Origin of the sequence: Pseudomonas sp. AMR01 (genome assembly GCF_041946035.1) — a bacterium.
Taxonomy (GTDB): Bacteria; Pseudomonadota; Gammaproteobacteria; order Pseudomonadales; family Pseudomonadaceae; genus Aquipseudomonas; species Aquipseudomonas antarctica_B.
In genome coordinates this window covers 18,799-37,494 of sequence record NZ_JAUTYR010000034.1, presented here as the reverse complement: position 1 = coordinate 37,494, position 18,696 = coordinate 18,799, and the positions used below count along the sequence as shown (strand labels likewise).

Annotated in this window: 15 protein-coding genes and 1 pseudogene; 7 read left to right on the top strand and 9 right to left on the bottom strand. The window is 59.3% G+C overall.

Translation table 11 applies throughout. The annotated features are described in order from the left end of the window. Positions 1 to 816: 816 nt before the first annotated feature. Both Q7C20_RS22100 and Q7C20_RS22095 read right to left on the bottom strand, forming a co-directional pair. Positions 817 to 1,551: a methyl-accepting chemotaxis protein gene (locus Q7C20_RS22100; protein ID WP_375070222.1), complete on the bottom strand. Its 735-nt coding sequence runs from the start codon at positions 1,549 to 1,551 to the stop codon at positions 817 to 819. 120 nt (positions 1,552 to 1,671) lie between these two features. Beyond that, positions 1,672 to 2,361: pseudogene (locus tag Q7C20_RS22095) on the bottom strand (cache domain-containing protein); the annotation flags it as partial. Positions 2,362 to 2,681: 320 nt separating this feature from the next. Here Q7C20_RS22095 and Q7C20_RS22090 point away from each other — a divergent pair. Together Q7C20_RS22090 and Q7C20_RS22085 are read left to right on the top strand one after the other, a co-directional pair. Next, positions 2,682 to 3,512, top strand: a complete 831-nt coding sequence (locus Q7C20_RS22090) for an undecaprenyl-diphosphate phosphatase (RefSeq protein WP_375070212.1) — start codon at positions 2,682 to 2,684, stop codon at positions 3,510 to 3,512. Further along, positions 3,509 to 3,892, top strand: coding sequence for a DUF1294 domain-containing protein (locus Q7C20_RS22085; RefSeq protein ID WP_375070211.1), 384 nt, complete (start codon positions 3,509 to 3,511; stop codon positions 3,890 to 3,892). The genes Q7C20_RS22090 and Q7C20_RS22085 overlap by 4 nt, the downstream gene beginning before the upstream one ends. Here the strand turns inward: Q7C20_RS22085 and Q7C20_RS22080 are convergent. Continuing rightward, entirely contained in the window at positions 3,881 to 4,231 is a 351-nt protein-coding gene (locus tag Q7C20_RS22080) for an MmcQ/YjbR family DNA-binding protein (RefSeq protein ID WP_348061924.1), read from the bottom strand. The two genes, Q7C20_RS22085 and Q7C20_RS22080, sit on opposite strands and share 12 nt — an antisense overlap. 2 nt (positions 4,232 to 4,233) lie before the next feature. Continuing rightward, on the bottom strand, positions 4,234 to 5,142 hold the full coding sequence (locus Q7C20_RS22075; RefSeq protein ID WP_348061920.1) for a LysR substrate-binding domain-containing protein: 909 nt from the start codon (positions 5,140 to 5,142) through the stop codon (positions 4,234 to 4,236). A 126-nt stretch (positions 5,143 to 5,268) separates the two neighbouring features. On the opposite strand from Q7C20_RS22075, the gene Q7C20_RS22070 reads away from it, so the two are divergent. Then, positions 5,269 to 5,880, top strand: coding sequence for an FMN-dependent NADH-azoreductase (locus Q7C20_RS22070; RefSeq protein ID WP_375070209.1), 612 nt, complete (start codon positions 5,269 to 5,271; stop codon positions 5,878 to 5,880). A gap of 241 nt (positions 5,881 to 6,121) precedes the next feature. Beyond that, positions 6,122 to 7,159, top strand: a complete 1,038-nt coding sequence (locus Q7C20_RS22065; RefSeq protein ID WP_375070207.1) for an alpha/beta hydrolase family protein — start codon at positions 6,122 to 6,124, stop codon at positions 7,157 to 7,159. Here the strand turns inward: Q7C20_RS22065 and Q7C20_RS22060 are convergent. From Q7C20_RS22060 to Q7C20_RS22050, 3 genes are all read right to left on the bottom strand, one after another. Then, on the bottom strand, positions 7,153 to 8,328 hold the full coding sequence (locus tag Q7C20_RS22060; RefSeq protein ID WP_375070206.1) for an MFS transporter: 1,176 nt from the start codon (positions 8,326 to 8,328) through the stop codon (positions 7,153 to 7,155). The genes Q7C20_RS22065 and Q7C20_RS22060 overlap by 7 nt on opposite strands. Before the next feature lie 297 nt (positions 8,329 to 8,625). Beyond that, positions 8,626 to 10,212 carry an ABC-F family ATPase gene (locus tag Q7C20_RS22055; protein ID WP_375070204.1) on the bottom strand — a complete coding sequence of 529 codons (1,587 nt, stop codon included), beginning with the start codon at positions 10,210 to 10,212 and terminating at the stop codon, positions 8,626 to 8,628. 142 nt (positions 10,213 to 10,354) lie between these two features. Further along, the gene (locus Q7C20_RS22050; RefSeq protein ID WP_375070202.1) at positions 10,355 to 11,593 is read right to left on the bottom strand and encodes an MFS transporter; all 1,239 of its coding nucleotides are present in this window, start codon (positions 11,591 to 11,593) and stop codon (positions 10,355 to 10,357) included. Between the two features lie 407 nt (positions 11,594 to 12,000). Between Q7C20_RS22050 and Q7C20_RS22045 the strand changes: the two genes are divergently transcribed. Beyond that, positions 12,001 to 12,813 carry a class I SAM-dependent methyltransferase gene (locus tag Q7C20_RS22045; protein WP_375070200.1) on the top strand — a complete coding sequence of 271 codons (813 nt, stop codon included), beginning with the start codon at positions 12,001 to 12,003 and terminating at the stop codon, positions 12,811 to 12,813. A gap of 138 nt (positions 12,814 to 12,951) precedes the next feature. On the opposite strand, the gene Q7C20_RS22040 is transcribed toward Q7C20_RS22045, so the two are convergent. Beyond that, complete coding sequence (locus Q7C20_RS22040) at positions 12,952 to 13,338, bottom strand: TIGR03067 domain-containing protein (RefSeq protein WP_375070198.1); 387 nt, start codon at positions 13,336 to 13,338, stop codon at positions 12,952 to 12,954. A 361-nt stretch (positions 13,339 to 13,699) separates the two neighbouring features. Between Q7C20_RS22040 and Q7C20_RS22035 the strand changes: the two genes are divergently transcribed. Both Q7C20_RS22035 and lpxO read left to right on the top strand, forming a co-directional pair. Then, positions 13,700 to 15,031: a Wzz/FepE/Etk N-terminal domain-containing protein gene (locus Q7C20_RS22035; RefSeq protein ID WP_375070196.1), complete on the top strand. Its 1,332-nt coding sequence runs from the start codon at positions 13,700 to 13,702 to the stop codon at positions 15,029 to 15,031. 254 nt (positions 15,032 to 15,285) lie between these two features. Further along, positions 15,286 to 16,185: a lipid A hydroxylase LpxO gene (gene lpxO / locus Q7C20_RS22030; protein WP_375070194.1), complete on the top strand. Its 900-nt coding sequence runs from the start codon at positions 15,286 to 15,288 to the stop codon at positions 16,183 to 16,185. 22 nt (positions 16,186 to 16,207) lie between these two features. On the opposite strand, the gene ligD is transcribed toward lpxO, so the two are convergent. After that, positions 16,208 to 18,694 carry a DNA ligase D gene (ligD, locus tag Q7C20_RS22025; protein ID WP_375070192.1) on the bottom strand — a complete coding sequence of 829 codons (2,487 nt, stop codon included), beginning with the start codon at positions 18,692 to 18,694 and terminating at the stop codon, positions 16,208 to 16,210. Positions 18,695 to 18,696 lie beyond the last annotated feature (2 nt).

Here is an 18,696-nt window from a genome sequence, read left to right as displayed (position 1 = left end):
AAGTCTTCGCCCCACCACTCGGCACCTCGCTATGGCTCGGTGTGCCCTCACGCCGGCTTGAATCCGTGGGCCGCCGCGATGGGCCATCCTTGGCCCAGCGCGGCTAACCCGGCGTCCTGCCGGGTTACCCACGGATTCAAGCCTGCGTGCGGCCATCGTGGTTAACGGGCGCCTTAGATCAAGATCAAAATCTAAAGCACGGCGGCCTAGTAGCCGACCTGAGTGGTTGAATCAAAAGCGCTGTTTTTGCGAGGGCGGATCGCATTCTTCCTGATGTATGAAGATCCACTGTGGGAGCGGGCTTGCTCGCGAATGCGGTGTATCAGTTGATGGATGAATTGGCTGACCCACCGCATTCGCGAGCAAGCCCGCTCCCACAGTTTTGACCGAGTACAACTTCAATAGCTGCACAAGTCTGCTCTTCTGTGGGAGCTGGCTTGCCTGCGATACAGACACTTCGGTACAGCAGGCAAAACCAGTATTGCGCTCTTCAAAAAGTGACCCGCTGTAAGAGCCAGCCCTTTCAAGGTCTTTGGAAATCTATCTGACAGGCGAACACTATCCCTGTGGCGAGCGGGCTTGCCCCGCGTTGGGCTGCGAAGCGGCCCTAGAGAGGAAGAATGCGTTGAGTCAGACAATCTCCGGCCGCTGGTTTGGGGCTGCTGCGCAACCCAACGCGGGGCAAGCCCGCTCGCCACAAGGTACTTATCGTCTGTTCTACCTAAAGACCTTGAAAGGGCTGGCTGTAAGAGCGGAACCAATCCAAGCCCTAACCGCAGCAACGGATATGCACACCGACAAACCGCCATCTCCGCGCTAAACCCGGAATTGCCGCAACAACCCACCAAGCTGTTCACTCAACCCACGCAATTGCGCACTCGCCACACTCGACTGCTCTGCCGCCAACGCCGTGCTATGCGACAACCCCGCAGCCTGGGTCACATTCTGGTTGATGTCTTCCACCACATGCGCCTGTTGCAACGTGGCGCTGGCAATCGACGCATTCAGCCCATTGAGGTTACGCAATGCCTGGCCAATAGCGTTGAGGCTCTCACCCGCCTGGCCCGCTTGTTCGATGGTTAATTGCGAAGCGCTGTGGCTGTCGCTGATCACCTTCACCGCCGCTTCCGAATGACCCTGCAAACGCTCGATCATCACCTGAATCTCAGCGGTCGATTTTTGCGTACGCTGCGCCAGTAGCCGCACTTCATCGGCCACCACCGCAAACCCGCGGCCTTGCTCACCGGCGCGCGCCGCTTCAATCGCGGCGTTGAGGGCCAGCAGGTTGGTCTGGTCGGCGATCGAGCGGATCACCTCCAGCACGCCGCCAATCTGCGTGCTTTCGCTGGACAGGGTGCGGATCACGTCCACGGCCTGGCTGATCGTGCTGGAAAGCCTGTCGATCTGCTGCAAGCTGCTGTCGATATTCACCTGGCCCTGCTGCGCCTGAGCCTGGGCGTCGCGCATTTCGCTGGCGGCGTGCTCGGCATTTTTCGCCACGTCCTGCACACCGTAGGTCACCTCGTTGATGGCGGTGGCAACCAGTTCCATCTGCTCCGACTGCTTCTGGCTGCGGCTGTGTGCCTGGGTGGCGTTGTCTCCCAGCTCGGTCGAGGACTGCCCCAGCGCGTTGGCGCACACTTGCAACTGGCTGACCACTTGGCGCAGCTTGGCGGTGAAGCTGTTGAAATGCTCGGACAGTTGGGTCACCTCATCACGCCCATGGGTTTCGAGGCTGCGGGTCAAATCGCTTTCGCCGCTGGCGATATCGGCCATGGCGTTCACCGCTGCCTGCAACGGCCGCACGATGCTGCGTGCGATGAGCATCACCAGCAGGGCCATGACCATGGCAATGACGAGACCAATCAGCGAGGCCTTCCACACCTGGCCGTTGAACTCGGCCTGCACGTCGTCCACGTACACCCCGGAGCCGATAATCCAGCCCCACGGCTCGAACAGTTGGATATAGGAGGTTTTTTCCACCGGCGCCTGCGCACCGGGTTTCGGCCAGCGGTAGTTGACGATGCCGGCGCCCTTGGCCTTGGCCAGGATCACGAATTCGTTGAACACCGCAAACCCGTCCGGGTCCCGAATGGCCGAGAGGTTCTGGCCGTCGAGCTTGGGGTTGGCCGCGTGCATGATCATCACGGGGGTCAGGTCGTTGATCCAGAAGTAGTCGTCGTGGTCGTAGCGCAGGCCGCGCACGGCGCTCAAGGCCTGCTGTTGCGCGGCGTCGCGGGTCAGCACGCCGTTTTTTTCCAGGTTCTGGTAATAGGCGAGCACGCCGCTGGCGGTCTGCACCACGTGCTGGGTTTGCTGGCGCTTGGCCTGGTAGAGGTCGTCGTGAATCTGCTTGAGCATCAACAGCCCCAGTGTCAGCAGCATCAACACGGCGACTATCAGGATCAGCCACAACCGGCGGCTGATCGACATGCTGCGCAAACTGTTCATCGTCCTGTCACTCCATGCTTTTTATAATTGTGGGTGCTGCTTCGACATTTCCGGCGCGTCTGATAGGCTTTCGGCCAGCGCGCGGAAAACCTGAGTACTGCCTGATTTTTCACGGAATTTTTGCAGTCCGGCATTGATCAATCGATGCCCGGCACTTCAGTGCGCCTGCGTCAGTGAACGACTAAAAAAGACTAACGAGGCATGCCACGCGCATGACCTTTGGGGGAAATATGGATTTGTGGACCGCCATACAGGCATTGATTCTTGGCGTAGTAGAGGGTTTGACGGAGTTTTTGCCGATCTCCAGCACCGGGCACCAGATTATCGTCGCCGATTTGATCGGCTTCGGCGGCGAGCGCTTTGAAGCGTTCAACATCATCATTCAATTGGGCGCGATCCTGGCCGTGGTTTGGGAGTTTCGGCGCAAGATCCTTGACGTGGTCATCGGCTTGCCAACCCAACGCACTGCGCAACGCTTCACCGTCAACCTGATGATTGCGGTGATGCCGGCCGTGGTGTTGGGGGTGATTTTTGCCGACCTGATCAAGCACTACCTGTTCAACCCGATCACCGTGGCCACGGCCCTGGTGGTGGGCGGCGTCATTATGCTCTGGGCTGAACGTCGTCAACACGCAGTGCATGCGGAAACCGTGGACGAGATCACCTGGAAAGACGCGCTCAAGGTCGGTATTGCTCAATGCCTGGCGATGATTCCGGGCACCTCGCGGTCGGGCGCGACCATTATCGGCGGCCTGTTGTTCGGCCTGTCGCGTAAAACCGCCACCGAGTTTTCGTTCTTCCTGGCCATGCCGACCATGGTCGGTGCAGCGCTGTATTCGGGCTACAAATACCGTCACCTGTTCCAGCCGGATGACCTGCCGGTATTTGCCATCGGTTTTGTCACCTCGTTCATCTTCGCGATGATCGCGGTCAAGGCCTTGCTCAAATTCATCGCCAGCCACAGCTACGCAGCGTTTGCCTGGTACCGCATCGCGTTTGGCCTGGTGATTTTGGCGACCTGGCAGTTCGGCTGGATCGACTGGTCGGCGGTCAAGCCTTGAACATCCAGCACCCGCGTCTGAAAGCGCTGATCTTTGTGCTGCTGTGCGCTGCGCCGCTGCTGGGTTCTACGTTGTTGTGGCATCGCGGCGAGACGGTCATACCGCTGGTGGCGTACGGCGTGGTCAGCGTGGTGGCGTTTCTGTTGTACTGGAACGATAAACACAAGGCGCAAACCGAAGGCCGGCGCACGCCGGAAAACATCCTCCACGCCGTGGAGCTGGCGGGTGGTTGGCCGGGTGCGCTGATCGCCCAGCAAGTGTTCCGTCACAAGACGCGCAAGGTGTCTTATCAGGTGCTGTTCTGGGTGATCGTGCTGCTGCACCAGGTGTTTTGGCTGGACCAACTGTTCCTCGGCGGCACGCTACTTTCAATCCTCTAGACGCAAACCGATCTGCGTGCGCTTGGGCAGTTTGCTCACCACCAATTGGTGGGAGCGCTGCAACAAGCCACGCAGTTCTTCGGCGCCCAGCGGGTAGGGCGTGTTCATGATGATCCACTGCGCCCGCGCCAGATACGGCGCCGGGTGGATGCCGGGGCGGTCGACATGGCCCAGAAACAAGTCCTTGTCGACTTTAAAGGCCAACGATTCGCCACGCAGGTTTTGCAGGGCAAACATCTTGTTGCCGGCAATCGAGAACACGCGCACACCGCCCCATTTGTAGTCTTCCCGCGCGCCGGGCAGGCTCAGGCAGAACGCGGCGACTTGCACTTCGGTCATGTTCATAGCAAACGGTCCCCACAGCCTTTAAAGCCTTCTTCCAGGTAATCGATCCAGGCCCGAACAGCTGGCGAAACGCCGCGCCGATGCGGGTAAACCGCCTGCAACCAACCGCCGGGCAGTGACCATTGCGGCAGTAGTCGCACCAATTGGCCGTTGGCCAGTTCCGCTTCGCAATACATCATCGGCAGTACGGTAAAGCCCAGCCCCTGGATGGCGCAGAATTTGCGCACGATGAAATCCTCGATGCCCAGGCGCGCCTCCATGGCCAATTCCTCAATAGTGCCCTGTGTGTCGATCAGGCGCAGGTGCACCAGGCGGTCGGCATCCAATGCGCCCAGCAACGGCAATTGCTTGAGGTCGTCGACGGAGTTGATCTGCCGACCCTGCATGAACTCCGGGCTTGCGACCAGGATGGTCTGGGACTGGCGCAGGCGCTTGGTCACCAGCAGCGGGTCTTCGTCCCCCAGCTCGCGAACGCGCAGGGCGACGTCTATACCTTCGGCCACCAGGTCCACGCGGCGGTTGACCAGGGTCATATCGAGTTGCACATGCGGGTGCGCGGCGAGGAAGCCTGCGACAATTCCCGGCATCATGTGCTGCGCCATGCCCACCGGGCAGCTGACCCGCAGTCGCCCACGAGGTTCGCTGGACATGCTGGCCACGGCCTCATCGGCCATTTCCGCTTCCAGCAGCATTGCCTGGCAATGGCGCAGGTAGCGCTCACCGACGGCGGTGAGAGTCAATTGCCGGGTGGTGCGTTGCAGCAAGCGGGCGCCGAGGCGCTCTTCAAGCTCGGCAATGCGTCGAGACAGGCGTGATTTGGGTATGCCGAGCATCCGTCCGGCCGCCGCGAAACCGCCGGCTTCCACGACTTTGGCGAAATAGTAGAGGTCGTTAAGGTCTTGCATGGTCTGCCTACTGTCCTGTTTATAGGACAAACTATCGCAATTTCACCGTCTAATCGACTATTGGTTTCATCTGTAGGATCAACCTCACTTGATCGCCACGTCGCGATCCTCATTTGGAGATCCCGCATGAAACTGTTGCATATCGATTCCAGCATCCTCGGCGACAACTCGGCTTCCCGCGCGCTCAGTGCAGGTGTGGTCAAGGCCTGGCAAGCGGCTCAGCCAGGTGTGGAAGTGACTTACCGTGACCTGGCGAGCGAAGGCATCAGCCACTTTTCCGGCTTGACCCTGGGTGCTCTGGGCACCGCTGCCGAATTGCGTGACGCGGTACAACAGCATGAAGCTGAGCTAAGCGCTTCGTCGCTGGCCGAATTCATCGCTGCCGACGCCGTGGTGATCGGCGCGCCGATGTACAACTTTTCAGTACCTTCCCAGCTGAAGGCCTGGATCGACCGCATTGCGGTCGCCGGCCAAACCTTCCGTTATTCGGAAGCGGGCGCTGAAGGCCTGTGCGGCGGCAAAAAACTGATCATCGTGTCAACCGCAGGTGGCGTGCATGCTGGCCAGCCGAGCAATGTGGGTCACGAAGACTACTTGAAGCTGGTGTTTGGCTTCCTTGGCATCACCGACATCGAATTCGTCCGCGCCCAGGGCCTGGCCTATGGTGAGGAATTCCGCGCCAAGGCCCTGAGCGACGCCAACGTAGTGATCAGCGAACAATTGTTCGCCGCCGCGTAAGGCTTGTGTAAATTTCGCCTCTGCCCGGTTTCAATCTGAAACAGGGCGCCTAAACTCTGTATTCTGATCGCCTCAAAACGACCGGAATACGGAGTTTTTTCGTTTGCCCGCTGTCTCTACTTTGGCCCAGGTTATGCACGCATGGGTATATCACCCGGTGCGAGCGCCTTGAACCATGGACTTTTCAACTAGACATGCCGCGGATGTTGAACGTAGCTGCGCAGCAAAGGTGGACATCCCCATGATGCGTCTCTGTGCTGTTTTGGTTCTTTGCCTGCTCGGTGGCCTGATTTCAGTGCAAGCCGCCCCCGCGCCGCCCCCGCATTGGAGTGTGGGCTTTCATCGCATGTCATTCCTCGACCCGCTGGATTCGCAGCCGATGAACGCCATCGCGTTTTACCCCTCCACTGACGACGAACACTCGACGCAGCTGGGCCCTTACCATGTCTCGGCCACTCAAGACGCTAAGGTCGCCATGGGGCGTTTTCCGATGTTGATGCTGTCCCACGGCAACACTGGCACGCCGTTGGCCCTGCATGACCTGGCCACGTCCCTGGCACGCAAGGGGTTTGTGGTGGTGGCCGTGCTTCATCCTGGCGACAACTACAAGGATCACAGCCGTCTGGGCACCGTGAGCAACTTGTATGGGCGGCCTATCCAGATTTCCGAAGCGATCACCGCCACCCTCGGCGACCCGATGCTGTCGCCGTTCGTCAACGTTGATCAAGTGGGCGTCATCGGCTATTCGGCCGGTGGCGAAACCGCGTTGATCCTGGCGGGTGCCAAACCTGACTTTGACCGCCTGCGCCGGTATTGCCAAGAACGCCCGGAAGACCGAGATGCCTGCACCACCAAAGGCGAGCTGGTGGTTGACCGTGACGACCTGCAACCGCACGCCGACCCGCGCATTCATGCGTTGATGCTGATGGCCCCGCTGAGCCTGATGTTCGGCCGCCACACCCTCGCCGATGTGCACGTGCCTGTGCTGCTCTACAGCGGCGATGGCGACCAACTGGTGGCCGTGGACAAGAACGCCGCCGCCCTGGCGCGCAAGTTGCCCGAACCTCCGGATTTCAAACTGCTGGCCGGTGCCGGACACTTTGTGTTCATGGCGCCGTGCGACAGCGATCAATTGGCCGCCATGCCGGCCGTGTGCACGGATGCCGACGGGGTTGACCGCGAAGGCATTCACCGCGACCTGATTTCAGCCGCGGGGCGTTTCTTCTTGCATACCCTGGACCTGTCGACCCGGGCTGGCTTGCAGACGGCTGATCAATAAGCGCGGCGTTTGAGCATCACGGTCAGGCCCAGCGCCGCGACTGACAGCAACGCCGCACAAAAGAAGATCCAGCCGTAGCCAAGGTTCAACGCTACGGCGCCCATCAATGGCCCGGCAATCGCCAGGGCCAGATCAAAAAACACCGCGTAAGCACTCAACCCTGCGCCCCGGCTGCTGTTGGGCACCTGTTTGATGGCTTCCACGCCCAGCGCCGGGTACACCAGCGACAAGCCGAAACCGGTCAGCCCGGCGCCGATCAAGGCGACCCCGGTTGTAGGCGCCAGCCACAGCAGGGTCAGGCCCAGGGCTTCGATGGTCATGCAGGCAATCGCCGCACTGAACCCGCCAAAGCGGCTGATGGCCGAGATAAACACCAGTCGCGAAAGGATAAAGCACAGCCCAAAGACCGTCAGGCAATACGCCGCGCCGGTCCAGCCACGGTTGAGGTAATACAGGGTAATAAAGGTGGTCAGCGTGCCGTAGCCGATTGACGCCAGGCACAGGCTGGCGCCAAACGGCGCGATGCGCCCGAACACGTTCCAGAACGGCAGGCGCTCGCCGCGCACCACGGGTACCGAGGGTTTGTTGCGGATCAACACCAACCCCAGCGCAGCCAATACCGATAAGGCGAGGCCAAGGCTGATGTAGCCGTATTCGGCGACCATTACCACGCCCAGCGGCGCGCCAATTGCGATGGCGCCGTAGGAGGCGATGCCATTCCAGGAAATCGACCGCGCGGTGTGTTCCGTGCCGACGGCGCCCATGCACCAACTGATGGTGCCCACACCGATGAGGCCCTGGGCCACGCCGAGCAACAGCCGGCCGGCGATCAGAATGCCTAGGCTCAAGGCGGGCATGCTCTCGACCAGGGTGGCTAAAAACGTCAGCACGCCGCTGAGCAGAATCCCGGCAAGGCCCAACACAATCGCGCGCTTGGTGCCTACGTTGTCCGACATGCGCCCGGCCATGGGACGGCTGAGCAGGGTGGCCAGGTATTGCGAGCCGATGGTTACCCCGGCCACTACGGCACTGAAGCCCAGTTGCTCATGGACATAGCCCGGGATGACCGCGATCGGCAGGCCGATGCAGATAAAGGCAATGAAGGTGTAGAAGACGATTGAGACGATCTGCAGGGTGACCGACAGTGAGGTGGGGGAGGCGGCAGGCATGGGAACTCGTTCGCGGGCGGGCGGTGAGGGCATGATGGCAAGGGTGCAGGGGAAAGGAAAGCAGCCTAACTACTTTCTTGGGTGACGTTGATTCTTGTGGCGAGCAGGCTTGTTGTGGCGAGCAGGCGTCTTGTGGCGAGCAGGCTTGCCCTGCGTTGGGCTGCGCAGCGGCCCCAATAAAAAACACCGCGTTCTGCCTGGCGGAACGCGGTGTTTGATTTTAGGGCCGCTGCGCAGCCCAACGCAGGGCAAGCCTGCTCGCCACAACAAGCCTGCTCAGCACAGAGGGTGGGTTCGTTAGAACACCACGCCTTGGCTGCGCAGGTAGTCGTCGTACGTGCCGCTGAAGTCGATCACGCCGCTAGGGCTCAGCTCGATGATGCGGGTAGCCAGGGACGATACGAACTCACGGTCGTGGCTGACGAAAATCAGTGTGCCAGGGTAGTTTTCCAGCGCCAGGTTCAGCGCTTCGATGGATTCCATGTCCAAGTGGTTGGTCGGTTCGTCCATGATCAGCACGTTCGGCTTTTGCAGGATCAGCTTGCCGAACAGCATGCGGCCTTGCTCACCACCGGAAATGACCTTGACCGACTTGAGGATCTCGTCGTTGGAGAACAGCATGCGGCCCAATGTGCCACGGATGACTTGCTCGCCCTGGGTCCACTGGCCCATCCAGTCGAACAGGCTCATGTCGTCTTCGAAGTCGGACGCGTGGTCCTGAGCGTAGTAGCCCAGCTCGGCGGCGTCGGTCCACTTGATGCTGCCGGCGTCCGGGGTCAGTTCGTTGACCAGGGTGCGCAGCAGAGTGGTTTTACCGATACCGTTCGGGCCGATGATCGCCACGCGCTCGCCGGCTTCCACCTGAAAGCTGAAGTCCTTGAACAGCGGCTTGCCGTCGAAACCTTTGGCCATGCGATCGACGATGACCGCCTGACGGTGCAGCTTTTTGTTTTGTTCGAAACGGATAAACGGGCTCACGCGGCTCGAAGGCTTGACTTCGGCCAGCTGAATCTTGTCGATCGCCTTGGCGCGGGAAGTGGCCTGCTTGGCTTTCGAGGCGTTGGCCGAGAAGCGGCTGACGAAGGATTGCAACTCGGAGATCTGCGCTTTCTTCTTGGCGTTGTCCGACAGCAGTTGCTCGCGGGACTGGGTCGCCACGGTCATGTACTCATCGTAGTTGCCCGGGAACAGACGCAGCTCGCCGTAGTCCAGGTCAGCCATGTGGGTACACACGCTGTTCAGGAAGTGACGGTCGTGAGAGATGATGATCATCAGGCTCGAACGCTGGGTCAGGATGTTTTCCAGCCAGCGGATGGTGTTGATGTCCAAGTGGTTGGTCGGTTCGTCGAGCAACAGCACTTCCGGGTCGGAGAACAGCGCCTGAGCCAGCAATACGCGCAGTTTCCAGCCTGGGGACACTTCGCTCATCGGGCCAAAGTGTTGTTCCAGGGGAATACCCAGGCCCAGCAGCAGTTCGCCGGCGCGGGATTCGGCGGTATAGCCGTCCATCTCGGCGAATTCGGTTTCCAGCTCGGCCACGGCCATGCCGTCGTCTTCGCTCATTTCCGGCAGCGAGTAAATTCGGTCGCGCTCGGCCTTGACCTTCCACAGCTCCTCGTGGCCCATGATCACGGTGTCGAGCACGGTGAATTCTTCGTAGGCAAACTGGTCCTGACGCAGTTTACCCAGGCGTACGTTCGGCTCCAGCATGACCTGGCCGCCAGACGGATCAAGGTCGCCGCCGAGGATTTTCATGAAGGTCGACTTGCCGCAACCGTTGGCACCGATCAAACCATAACGGTTACCGGCGCCGAACTTGACCGAGACGTTCTCGAAGAGCGGCTTGGCGCCGAACTGCATGGTGATGTTAGCTGTGGAGATCAATTACTTTACCTATCAATGGGTTGCGAGCGTGGCGGCAGGAGCCTTCAGGCATGCGTCAACAGCGACATCAAGGCGCGAAACCCGGTCGCTGAGCAGAATATGTTGGATGTGTGTTGGAATTTGGCGCGCATTGTCGCATATGTCAGGCGACAGTTGTAATGCGTGCGAACGATGGTTTTCGCAGGGTCTCGGGCATTGCCAGCCATAACAGCGCCAAGGCTGCAGCCGCCACACCCGCCAGGGTCAGGAATGCGGCGTTGTAGCCGGCCTGTTGCACCACAAAACCCGCCAGGCTGCTGCTTAACGCCGCGCCCAGGCCGAAGACCGTAGACAGCGCGCCCAGGCTGACGTTGAAGCGCCCGGTGCCTTGGGTCAGGTCCTTGACGATCACCGGGAACAGCGCGCCAAAAATCCCCGCGCCAATGCCATCGAGCATTTGCACCGCCACGAGCCAATAAGGGTCACTGGACAAGGTGTACAGCACGCCGCGCAGCGGCAGAATCATGAAACCCGCCAACAGCAGCGGTTTGCGCCCCCACACATCGGCCTTGAGCCCCACCAGCCAGGCCATCGGCACCATCACCAACTGCGCGGCGACGATGCACGCGGACGTCAGCGGCGTGGCCATCTGCAGGTTGATTTGCGCCAGTCTCTGGCTGACCAGCGGCAGCATGGCGGCGTTGGCCAGGTGAAACAGCGCGCAACAGACGGCGAACATCAGCAACGGGCGGTTAGCCAGCAACACCTTCACGCCGGACGGTTGTTCATGATCGCCGCTGTGCGCCGGGTCAAAGCCCCGGGCCACCTCGTGGTCGATTGCCGCTGCTGGCACACAACTGATCGCCACAACGCTGGCCACTGCCATAAAGGCCATCAGGTAAAACACCACCACTGGACCATACAAATACGCCAGGCCGCCTGCCAGCATGGCCGCCACGGCGTTGCCGGCGTGGTTGAAGGTCTCGTTGCGCCCGGTTCGGCGCGTGAATGCGCGAGGCCCGGTAATCCCCAGGGAGATCGCCGAAATGGCCGGGGCAAACACTGACGCGGCGACCGCGCTGGCCGCCTGGGTCAGCGCCACCCAACTGAATGAACTGACAAACGGCAACAGCAAACAACTGACGGTGACCAGAATCGCCGCAGTCGCCACGACTGCGCGTTTGCTGCGGGTGCGATCAATCAGCGCGCCTGCCGGGCCCTGAGTGAGCAGGGCGGTAATACCGGCCAGGGTCATGACCACGCCGATACTGGCCGGGTCCCATTTATGCACGGCCAACAGGTAGATCGCCAGGTACGGCCCAAGCCCGTCGCGCACGTCCGCCAGGAAAAAATTGAGGCTGTCCAGTGACAGGTTGCTGCGCAGGTCGGAGTGTTGAGCCACGGCGAGGTCTTCAAAAGCAGCGTTCAGGGGCTGAACACTTATAGGTTTAGTGACCTATGGGTTTTGCCATAAGTTTCAGCCCTTTCAAGGTCTTTAGATACAACAGGTTATAAGTACCCTGTGGCGAGCGGGCTTGTCCCGCGTTGGGCTGCGAAGCAGCCCCAAAACCAGCGCCCGAAGAATGCCTGACTCACCGCGTTGTTGCTTTTAGGGTCGCTTCGCAACCCAACGCGGGCGGTGCGACGATTCGACAAGCCCGCTCGCCACAGGGATAGTGCTCGCCCTATCAGACAGATTTCCAAAGACCTTGAAAGGGCTGCCCATAAGTTTCCGAATGCTGAGAGTTTCACCCGCAAGGTATTTGGTTTATTTTTCGGTTCCCGCTGTACTGACGCTCTGGAGACGCAATGGATATGCCCTCAGCTGAACAGGCTATTAGCAGCAACAAGGACGCTTGGGACGCATCAGCCCAACTGCACAAAGACACCGCCACCTGGAAGACGCTGCTCGAATCGGTCGCTGACGCCGAATTCTCCTGTCTCGATGCGACCCTCACCGGTCTCCTGGAAAGCGTAGGCATCACCGGCAAGGACGTGGTGCAACTGTGCTGCAACAACGGCCGTGAAAGCCTGTCGTTGTTCAGCCTCGGTGCCCGCTCTGTGGTGGGTGTCGATCAATCCGGCGCCTTCCTGCAGCAAGCGCGTGATCTGGCAGAGGCTTCGCCTTACGGCCCTGAATTTGTAGAAGCCGATATTCATCACTTGCCCGAGCGCTTGCTCGGCCGGTTTGATGTGGCTCTGGTGACAATTGGTGCAATGAACTGGATGCCGGATGTGGCGCTGTTTATGCGTCATGTAGCCAGTACCCTGAAGCCCGGCGGCACTTTGGTGATTTACGAGACTCATCCGTTCCTGGAGATGTTTGATCCCCGGGCCGCAAACCCGATGCTGCCCGCCAGTTCGTATTTTCAGCGCGACCCGTTCGTGCTGCAGTCTTCCATTGTTTACGAAGGGCAGGCCGAGGTGGCCGGGCCGACATCCTATTGGTACGTGCACACCCTTGGAAGTGTGGTCAGTGGGGCAATTGCTGCGCAGCTGCGCATCACGCATTTGCAGGAGTACCCACACTCCAACCGCGAAGAGCTCTATGACAAATATGAGCACCAACCCGCACAGCTGCCATTGTGCTTCACGTTGACCGCGACCAAGGCATACGCCTGAAGCACTTTGCCGCGCGCAAAAAAAAGCCCGCGAGGAGAGGCGGGCCAAGTGATTCACTGGAGTAGGTAGGCCTCACCCTATAGGCCGAGAAGTGAAGAGGGCGTGAAAATCGTGTCGCAAGTTCGGATGCGATTCAGCTCAGGCCCTGCGCACAAACGTGCGCATGGTTTGCCCGGGGCCGGTGCTGAAGACGCTTGGCCGCGGCATGCCTTCATCTGCCGCGATAAACACAAAATTTTGCGCATCCAGGTAATAGCTGGCGGGCAAGGGCTTGCCTGCGTCATCGCCGATGGAATCCACCCAGGTAATGCTTTTGGGCGTGGTGGCACTGTCCAGCACAAACCGTCCTGCCAGCAACACATCGCCAGTGACGGTGGTCACCTCGAATCGGTCATCTGTGATGGTAGTGATTGCCCCGGGCGCGCTGTGCGCATCGATGGGGTTAAGCACGCCGCTGTCTTCAAGAGAGGTTTGCTCCCATGTGCCTTGAAGCGCCTGATAGTCGGGGTCAAAAAGCGTTGTCATGCAAATTCCTTATTGCTGAGAGGGGGCGAGGTGACTAAAAGCCAGCGAGAAAATGATCGCAATCGTAACAGTGAGCATGCAGAACCCATGCAATAGGACTTATTCCCTAGCTGACAGGGATTTGACTGTTGTGTGATGATGTATGTCCTGCGCCATTTTGTGAATGCTCCTACACGCTTTTTAGCATTCGTCTGTCAATGACATGAAGCAGAAACAATTTCCGAAAAGACGGACTTTTCGTTACGCCAACAGGTCGGATTCTGATCTGAAGATGTTCAAAGGGCGTTGTCCCTGATTTTCCAGGTCATGCTTTCTCCACGGAGTAATGGCTTTTTAATGTTATTTCATAGGTGTTCTAATCTTGAATCGAACTTCACCACTCAACGTCCCTGCAACGCCTGATGAAATTGACTTGTTCGAGATATTTCATTCCATCTGGCGACAGAAAAAACTGGTAGTGGGCTGTACGATTGTGGCTGGGCTGTTAGGCGCAGGTTACGCATTCCTGGCCCCCAAAATTTATGAAGTCAGCAGTGTGCTCCGGCCTGCGGCAATCAACGAACTGGATGCCCTGAACCGTTCGGAAGTCTATAAGTTGCCTCCGGCAGACGCGCTGGCAAAAGTGGGTACGCAACTGGATTCCTACGGCGTGCGCCTGGAGTTTTTCAAAAGCCACGAACAACTGTTCAAGGCCTTTCAGAAGCCCGGGCAAACCCTCGAGCAGAGTTTTGAAGACTTCAACCGAAATTCGGTCAATTTGGTGTTGCCCGACCCGAAACGCGCGGACTTGGCCAATAGCTACCTGCGTCTGGAGTTGCAATATCCCTCGGACATCGATGGGGTAGCCATTCTCAACGGGTTCGTCGATTACGCCATTGCGGCCGAGCGCGAGCAGGTGGGTGCCGACCTTAAGGTAATTGTCAACAACCGTCTGACTGAGCTCAAAGGCAAGATCGACGCCGCCCGCGCCAACTACGACACTGAAAAAGAATCGAAAATCGCCAAGCTGCTTGAAGATGACAGAATCAAGCGTGCCCGCTTGCAGGATGAGCTCAACGGGTTGCGCTTGCAGATGAAAATGCAACGTACGAACCGTTTAGCCGAGCTGGCTGAGGCGATCAGCATCGCCAAGTCTATGGGGATCAGGACGCCGACGACGCCATCTTCCATGGGCGATACCTCGCGTGAAGGTGCCGGGCAGGTGATGCGTACCGAGGTCAACAACCAGAATATCCCCTTGTTTTTCCTGGGCACAGAGACGCTGGAAGCTGAACGTGCTGCATTGAAGCTGCGCACCAGCGATGACTTCACGAACGGCCGCATTGCTGAAATTACCAAGGAACTTGAAATGCTGGAGACCAACCGCGAGGTTGAGACTCTGCAAAAACGTTCGAACGAGGATATTTTCCTGCGAGACGTCGAACCATTGCGTGCCGAAATTGCCCGACTGCGCAGCCTCAACATTGATATGACCAACTTGAAGCTGGTCTCTATCGACCGCCGCGCTCAGGAACCACTGTCCCCAATCAAGCCGAAAAAGTCTTTGGTCCTGGCAGTGAGCCTGGTCATCGGCTTGCTGATCGGGATGTTTGTGGCGTTCGTTCGCCATCTTGTTCTCACCCGACGTGCCAGCGGGGCCACTGTGCCGGTGATTTCTCGCGCTGAACGTCAAGACGACCCGCGGTCGCTGTAACAAAGCCTGCGCGTGGGCGTGCGCAATGCACGCCCACGTTGTGTGGAGTTGAACGTGTGGACAGCTTTTCACAAATCTTAGTTAACCTTTGGTTACAAACTGTGGCTAAATAACTGCCAACGAGCTCTGACCGGATTGTCGCCAACCGGTTCAGGCGCCAACGTGTAACTGTGATTTCAGGCGCTGCTATTTCATCCTCGGCCGTTGTGGGCACGCAGGAGCAGCCTGTTCTCTACTGACTTGTGACGAATACTTTGAAACTCATCATTGTTGCTCTCTACGTTGCCTCCATCGCGTATGTACACTTGCGTGGCCGGGTGCGACACAAGCTTGGGCGCCAGCTCAGCGATCACTCGACGTTCCTCGCGCCGATAAACTGCTTCCTCTATTTGTTCTCCCCGCAGCCAAGTCGCCCGTTCCTGTCGCCCAGCGATTTCCCTGACCTGAGCCCGTTGCAGGAGCATTGGCAGGAAATCCGCCAAGAGGCCCAGAACCTGATGCGCGCAGGCGAGATCAAGCGCTCCGACCAATACAACGACGTGGGTTTCAACTCGTTCTTCAAGTCGGGCTGGAAGCGTTTCTACCTCAAGTGGTACGGCGACAGTCATCCTTCCGCGACGAAACTGTGCCCGCGCACCACTGAGCTGGTGCAAAGCATTGGCTCGATCAAGGCCGCCATGTTCGCCGAGCTGCCGCCGGGCTCCAAGCTGGTACGCCACCGCGACCCCTACGCGGGTTCTTACCGCTATCACTTGGGCCTGGATACACCCAACGATCCTGGCTGCTATATCAATGTGGATGGCGAGAACTATTACTGGCGAGATGGCGAGCCGGTGATCTTTGACGAGACGTACATCCATTACGCTGAAAACACCACGCAGCAGAACCGTATCATTCTGTTTTGCGACATTGAGCGACCCATGAAGTATCGCTGGGCGGAGGCGTTTAACCGTTGGTTCAGCCGTAACGTGATGGCGGCTGCGGGCTCGCCCAATGATGAGGGGGATAAAACGGGCGGTTTGAACCGTGCCTTTACTCACCTGTACAAGATTCGTCTGCGCGGCAAAGAGCTGAAAAAACGCAATCGCACGCGCTATTACCTGGAAAAGTGGGCGATTTTTGCCGGCTTGGCGCTGATCTTTATCCTGATCTGAAACCTGTCGGGGGCGCAGGCCATTACGGTGGAGTCGCGCCCAGTTTGTCCCACATCTTCTTGCCAATCTTCTGCCTATTGGCGTACCCGGCCCACGGGTCAGCCTTCAAACTCTGCAAGCGCTCTTGCAGATTGGCCACCGTCCATTGCTGTGCGCCCCGCAACCCTTTCAATTCTCCTCGACTGACCGGCACTGACACCGGCAAGCCCGGCCGCGCGCGCACTGAATACGCGGTGACGGTACTTGCGCCGCGCGCGTTGCGCAGGTAGTCGATAAAGATCTTGCCCACACGGTTTTTCGGGCCGGACGTGGCGGTAAAGCGCTCGGGCAGTTGACGAGTCATGAACTGCGCGATGGCCTTGGCGAAGGCTTTTACGGTGTCCCAGTCATCCCGGCGCGCCAGCGGTATGACCAAATGCAAGCCTTTGCCGCCACTGGTTTTGACGAACGCGTCCAGGCCCAGCTCGTCCAGCACGGCTAACGTCAGTTGCGCGGCCTCCAGCATGGTTTTCCATGGCAGCGCCGGGTCCGGGTCGAGGTCGAGTACAAAAAGGTCGGGGGTCTCGATTTTGTCCGAGGTAGCGCCCCAGGTATGCAGCTCAACTGTGCCCATCTGCACGGCGCCGACCAGAGCGCCGACGGTGTCGATTTCCATCAGCCGTGCATGGCCAGGGTCCAGCGCCGGGTCCAGCTGCTTGATATGGGGAATGGCCAAATGCTCGGAATGCTTTTGGAAGAACTGCTCGCCCTCGATCCCGGCGGGCGCGCGCAGCAAGGACACGGGGCGGTGGCGCAGGAAGGGCAGGATCCATTCGCTGATGCCTTGGTAAAACGCTGCCAGCTGCTGTTTTTGCGTTCCGCTTTGCGGGTCAATAATGCGCTCGGGATGAGTGATATTGCCCGTGACGGCGGCTTTTTTGGCTGCGGGTGGCTTGAGTGATTTTGCCGTGCGGGGTTGCTCATGAATGATCTGCGAGGCTGGCTTATCGGTGCGCAGTGCCACGAATGATGCGTGGCGCACCACGCCTTCGCGGGTCCATTCGGCGAACTGGACTTCGCCGACCAGGCGCGGCTCAATCCAATGCACGCCGCGTGCCTGGGTGCTTGTAAGCGGTTTTTCCAGGGGTGAAGTTTTGCGTTCCAGAGGCTGGAGCTGTCCGTAAATGGCTTTCAGTGATGCCTGATCGAATCCGGTGCCTACGCGCCCTGCATAGACCAGCCCGGTGTCGTCATTGACCGCCAATAACAGCGCCCCGAAGCCACTGCGCGAGCCCTGCGGGCGTGTGTAGCCAACGATCACGAATTCCTGGCGCAAGCGGCACTTGAGCTTGATCCAATCGGTATTGCGCGTGGACATGTAAGGACTGCCCAGGCGCTTGCCGATGATGCCCTCCAGCGCCAGGTCGCAGGCACTTTCGAAGATGTCACGCTGATTGGCAACAAACGCTTCGGAAAACCGCAGCAGTTTGCTGCGGCTGCCGGACAGCGCGGACTTCAGCGCGGCACGGCGCGCCTCAACGGGTTCGTTGCGCTGATCGTGCCCGTTTAGGAACGGCGCATCAAACAGGTAATACACGATGTCCAGGCTGCGGCCGATATCGAAGGCATTTTGCAACGCCTGAAAATCCGGCAACCCGTCACCGTCTAGGCTCACCATTTCGCCGTCCAGCCAGCTGTCCTCCAGCTTGAGCGCTTGCAGGGCTTTGACCTGGCGGGGCAGGCGCTCGGTCCAGTCGTGGCCGTTGCGTGTGAACAGGCGGACTTCACCGTCACGGATGCGCGCCAGCATGCGGTAACCGTCGAATTTGATTTCGTAGTGCCAGTCGCCGTCCGGCGCGCGGTCGACCAGGGTCGCCAGTTGCGGCGTGAATTGGTCGGGAAGGGCAGCGAGGATTTTCTTGCGCTTTGCCTTGGCTTTGGTGCGTTCAGGGGCTTTGGACTTGCCGACGGTGGCTTCGCTGATCACGCTTTTCGGCTGGGCCACGACGATATTGTAGTCGGCGGCCGGCCGGGCTTGCTCATCCTTTTCCTTGATCAGCAACCATTGTTCCTTGTCGCCACTGCCCTTGAGGCGGGTGCGTACCAGCGCCCAATCGCCGGAGAGCTTTTCGCCGATCAGGGTGAATTTGAGTTTGCCGGCCGCGTAGGCGGCGTGCGGATCTTCGAGGGGTTGCCAGACGCCGCGATCCCACACGATCACATCCCCCGCGCCGTATTGGCCGGGGGCGATGTTACCTTCAAAACTGCCATAGCTCAGCGGGTGATCCTCAACGTGCACCGCCAGACGTTTCTGAGTCGGGTCCAGGCTGGGGCCTTTGGGCACCGCCCAGCTTTTAAGCACGCCGTCGAGTTCCAGGCGAAAGTCATAGTGCAGGTTGCGCGCGTCATGTTTTTGGATCACGAACGTCAGCGCCGACGCCTTGCGTTTGCCCGCAGGTGCTTCGCCTGCGGGCTCTGCAGTGATCTTGAAGTCGCGCTTGCGGTTGTACTCGCTCAAGGGTTTCGACATGG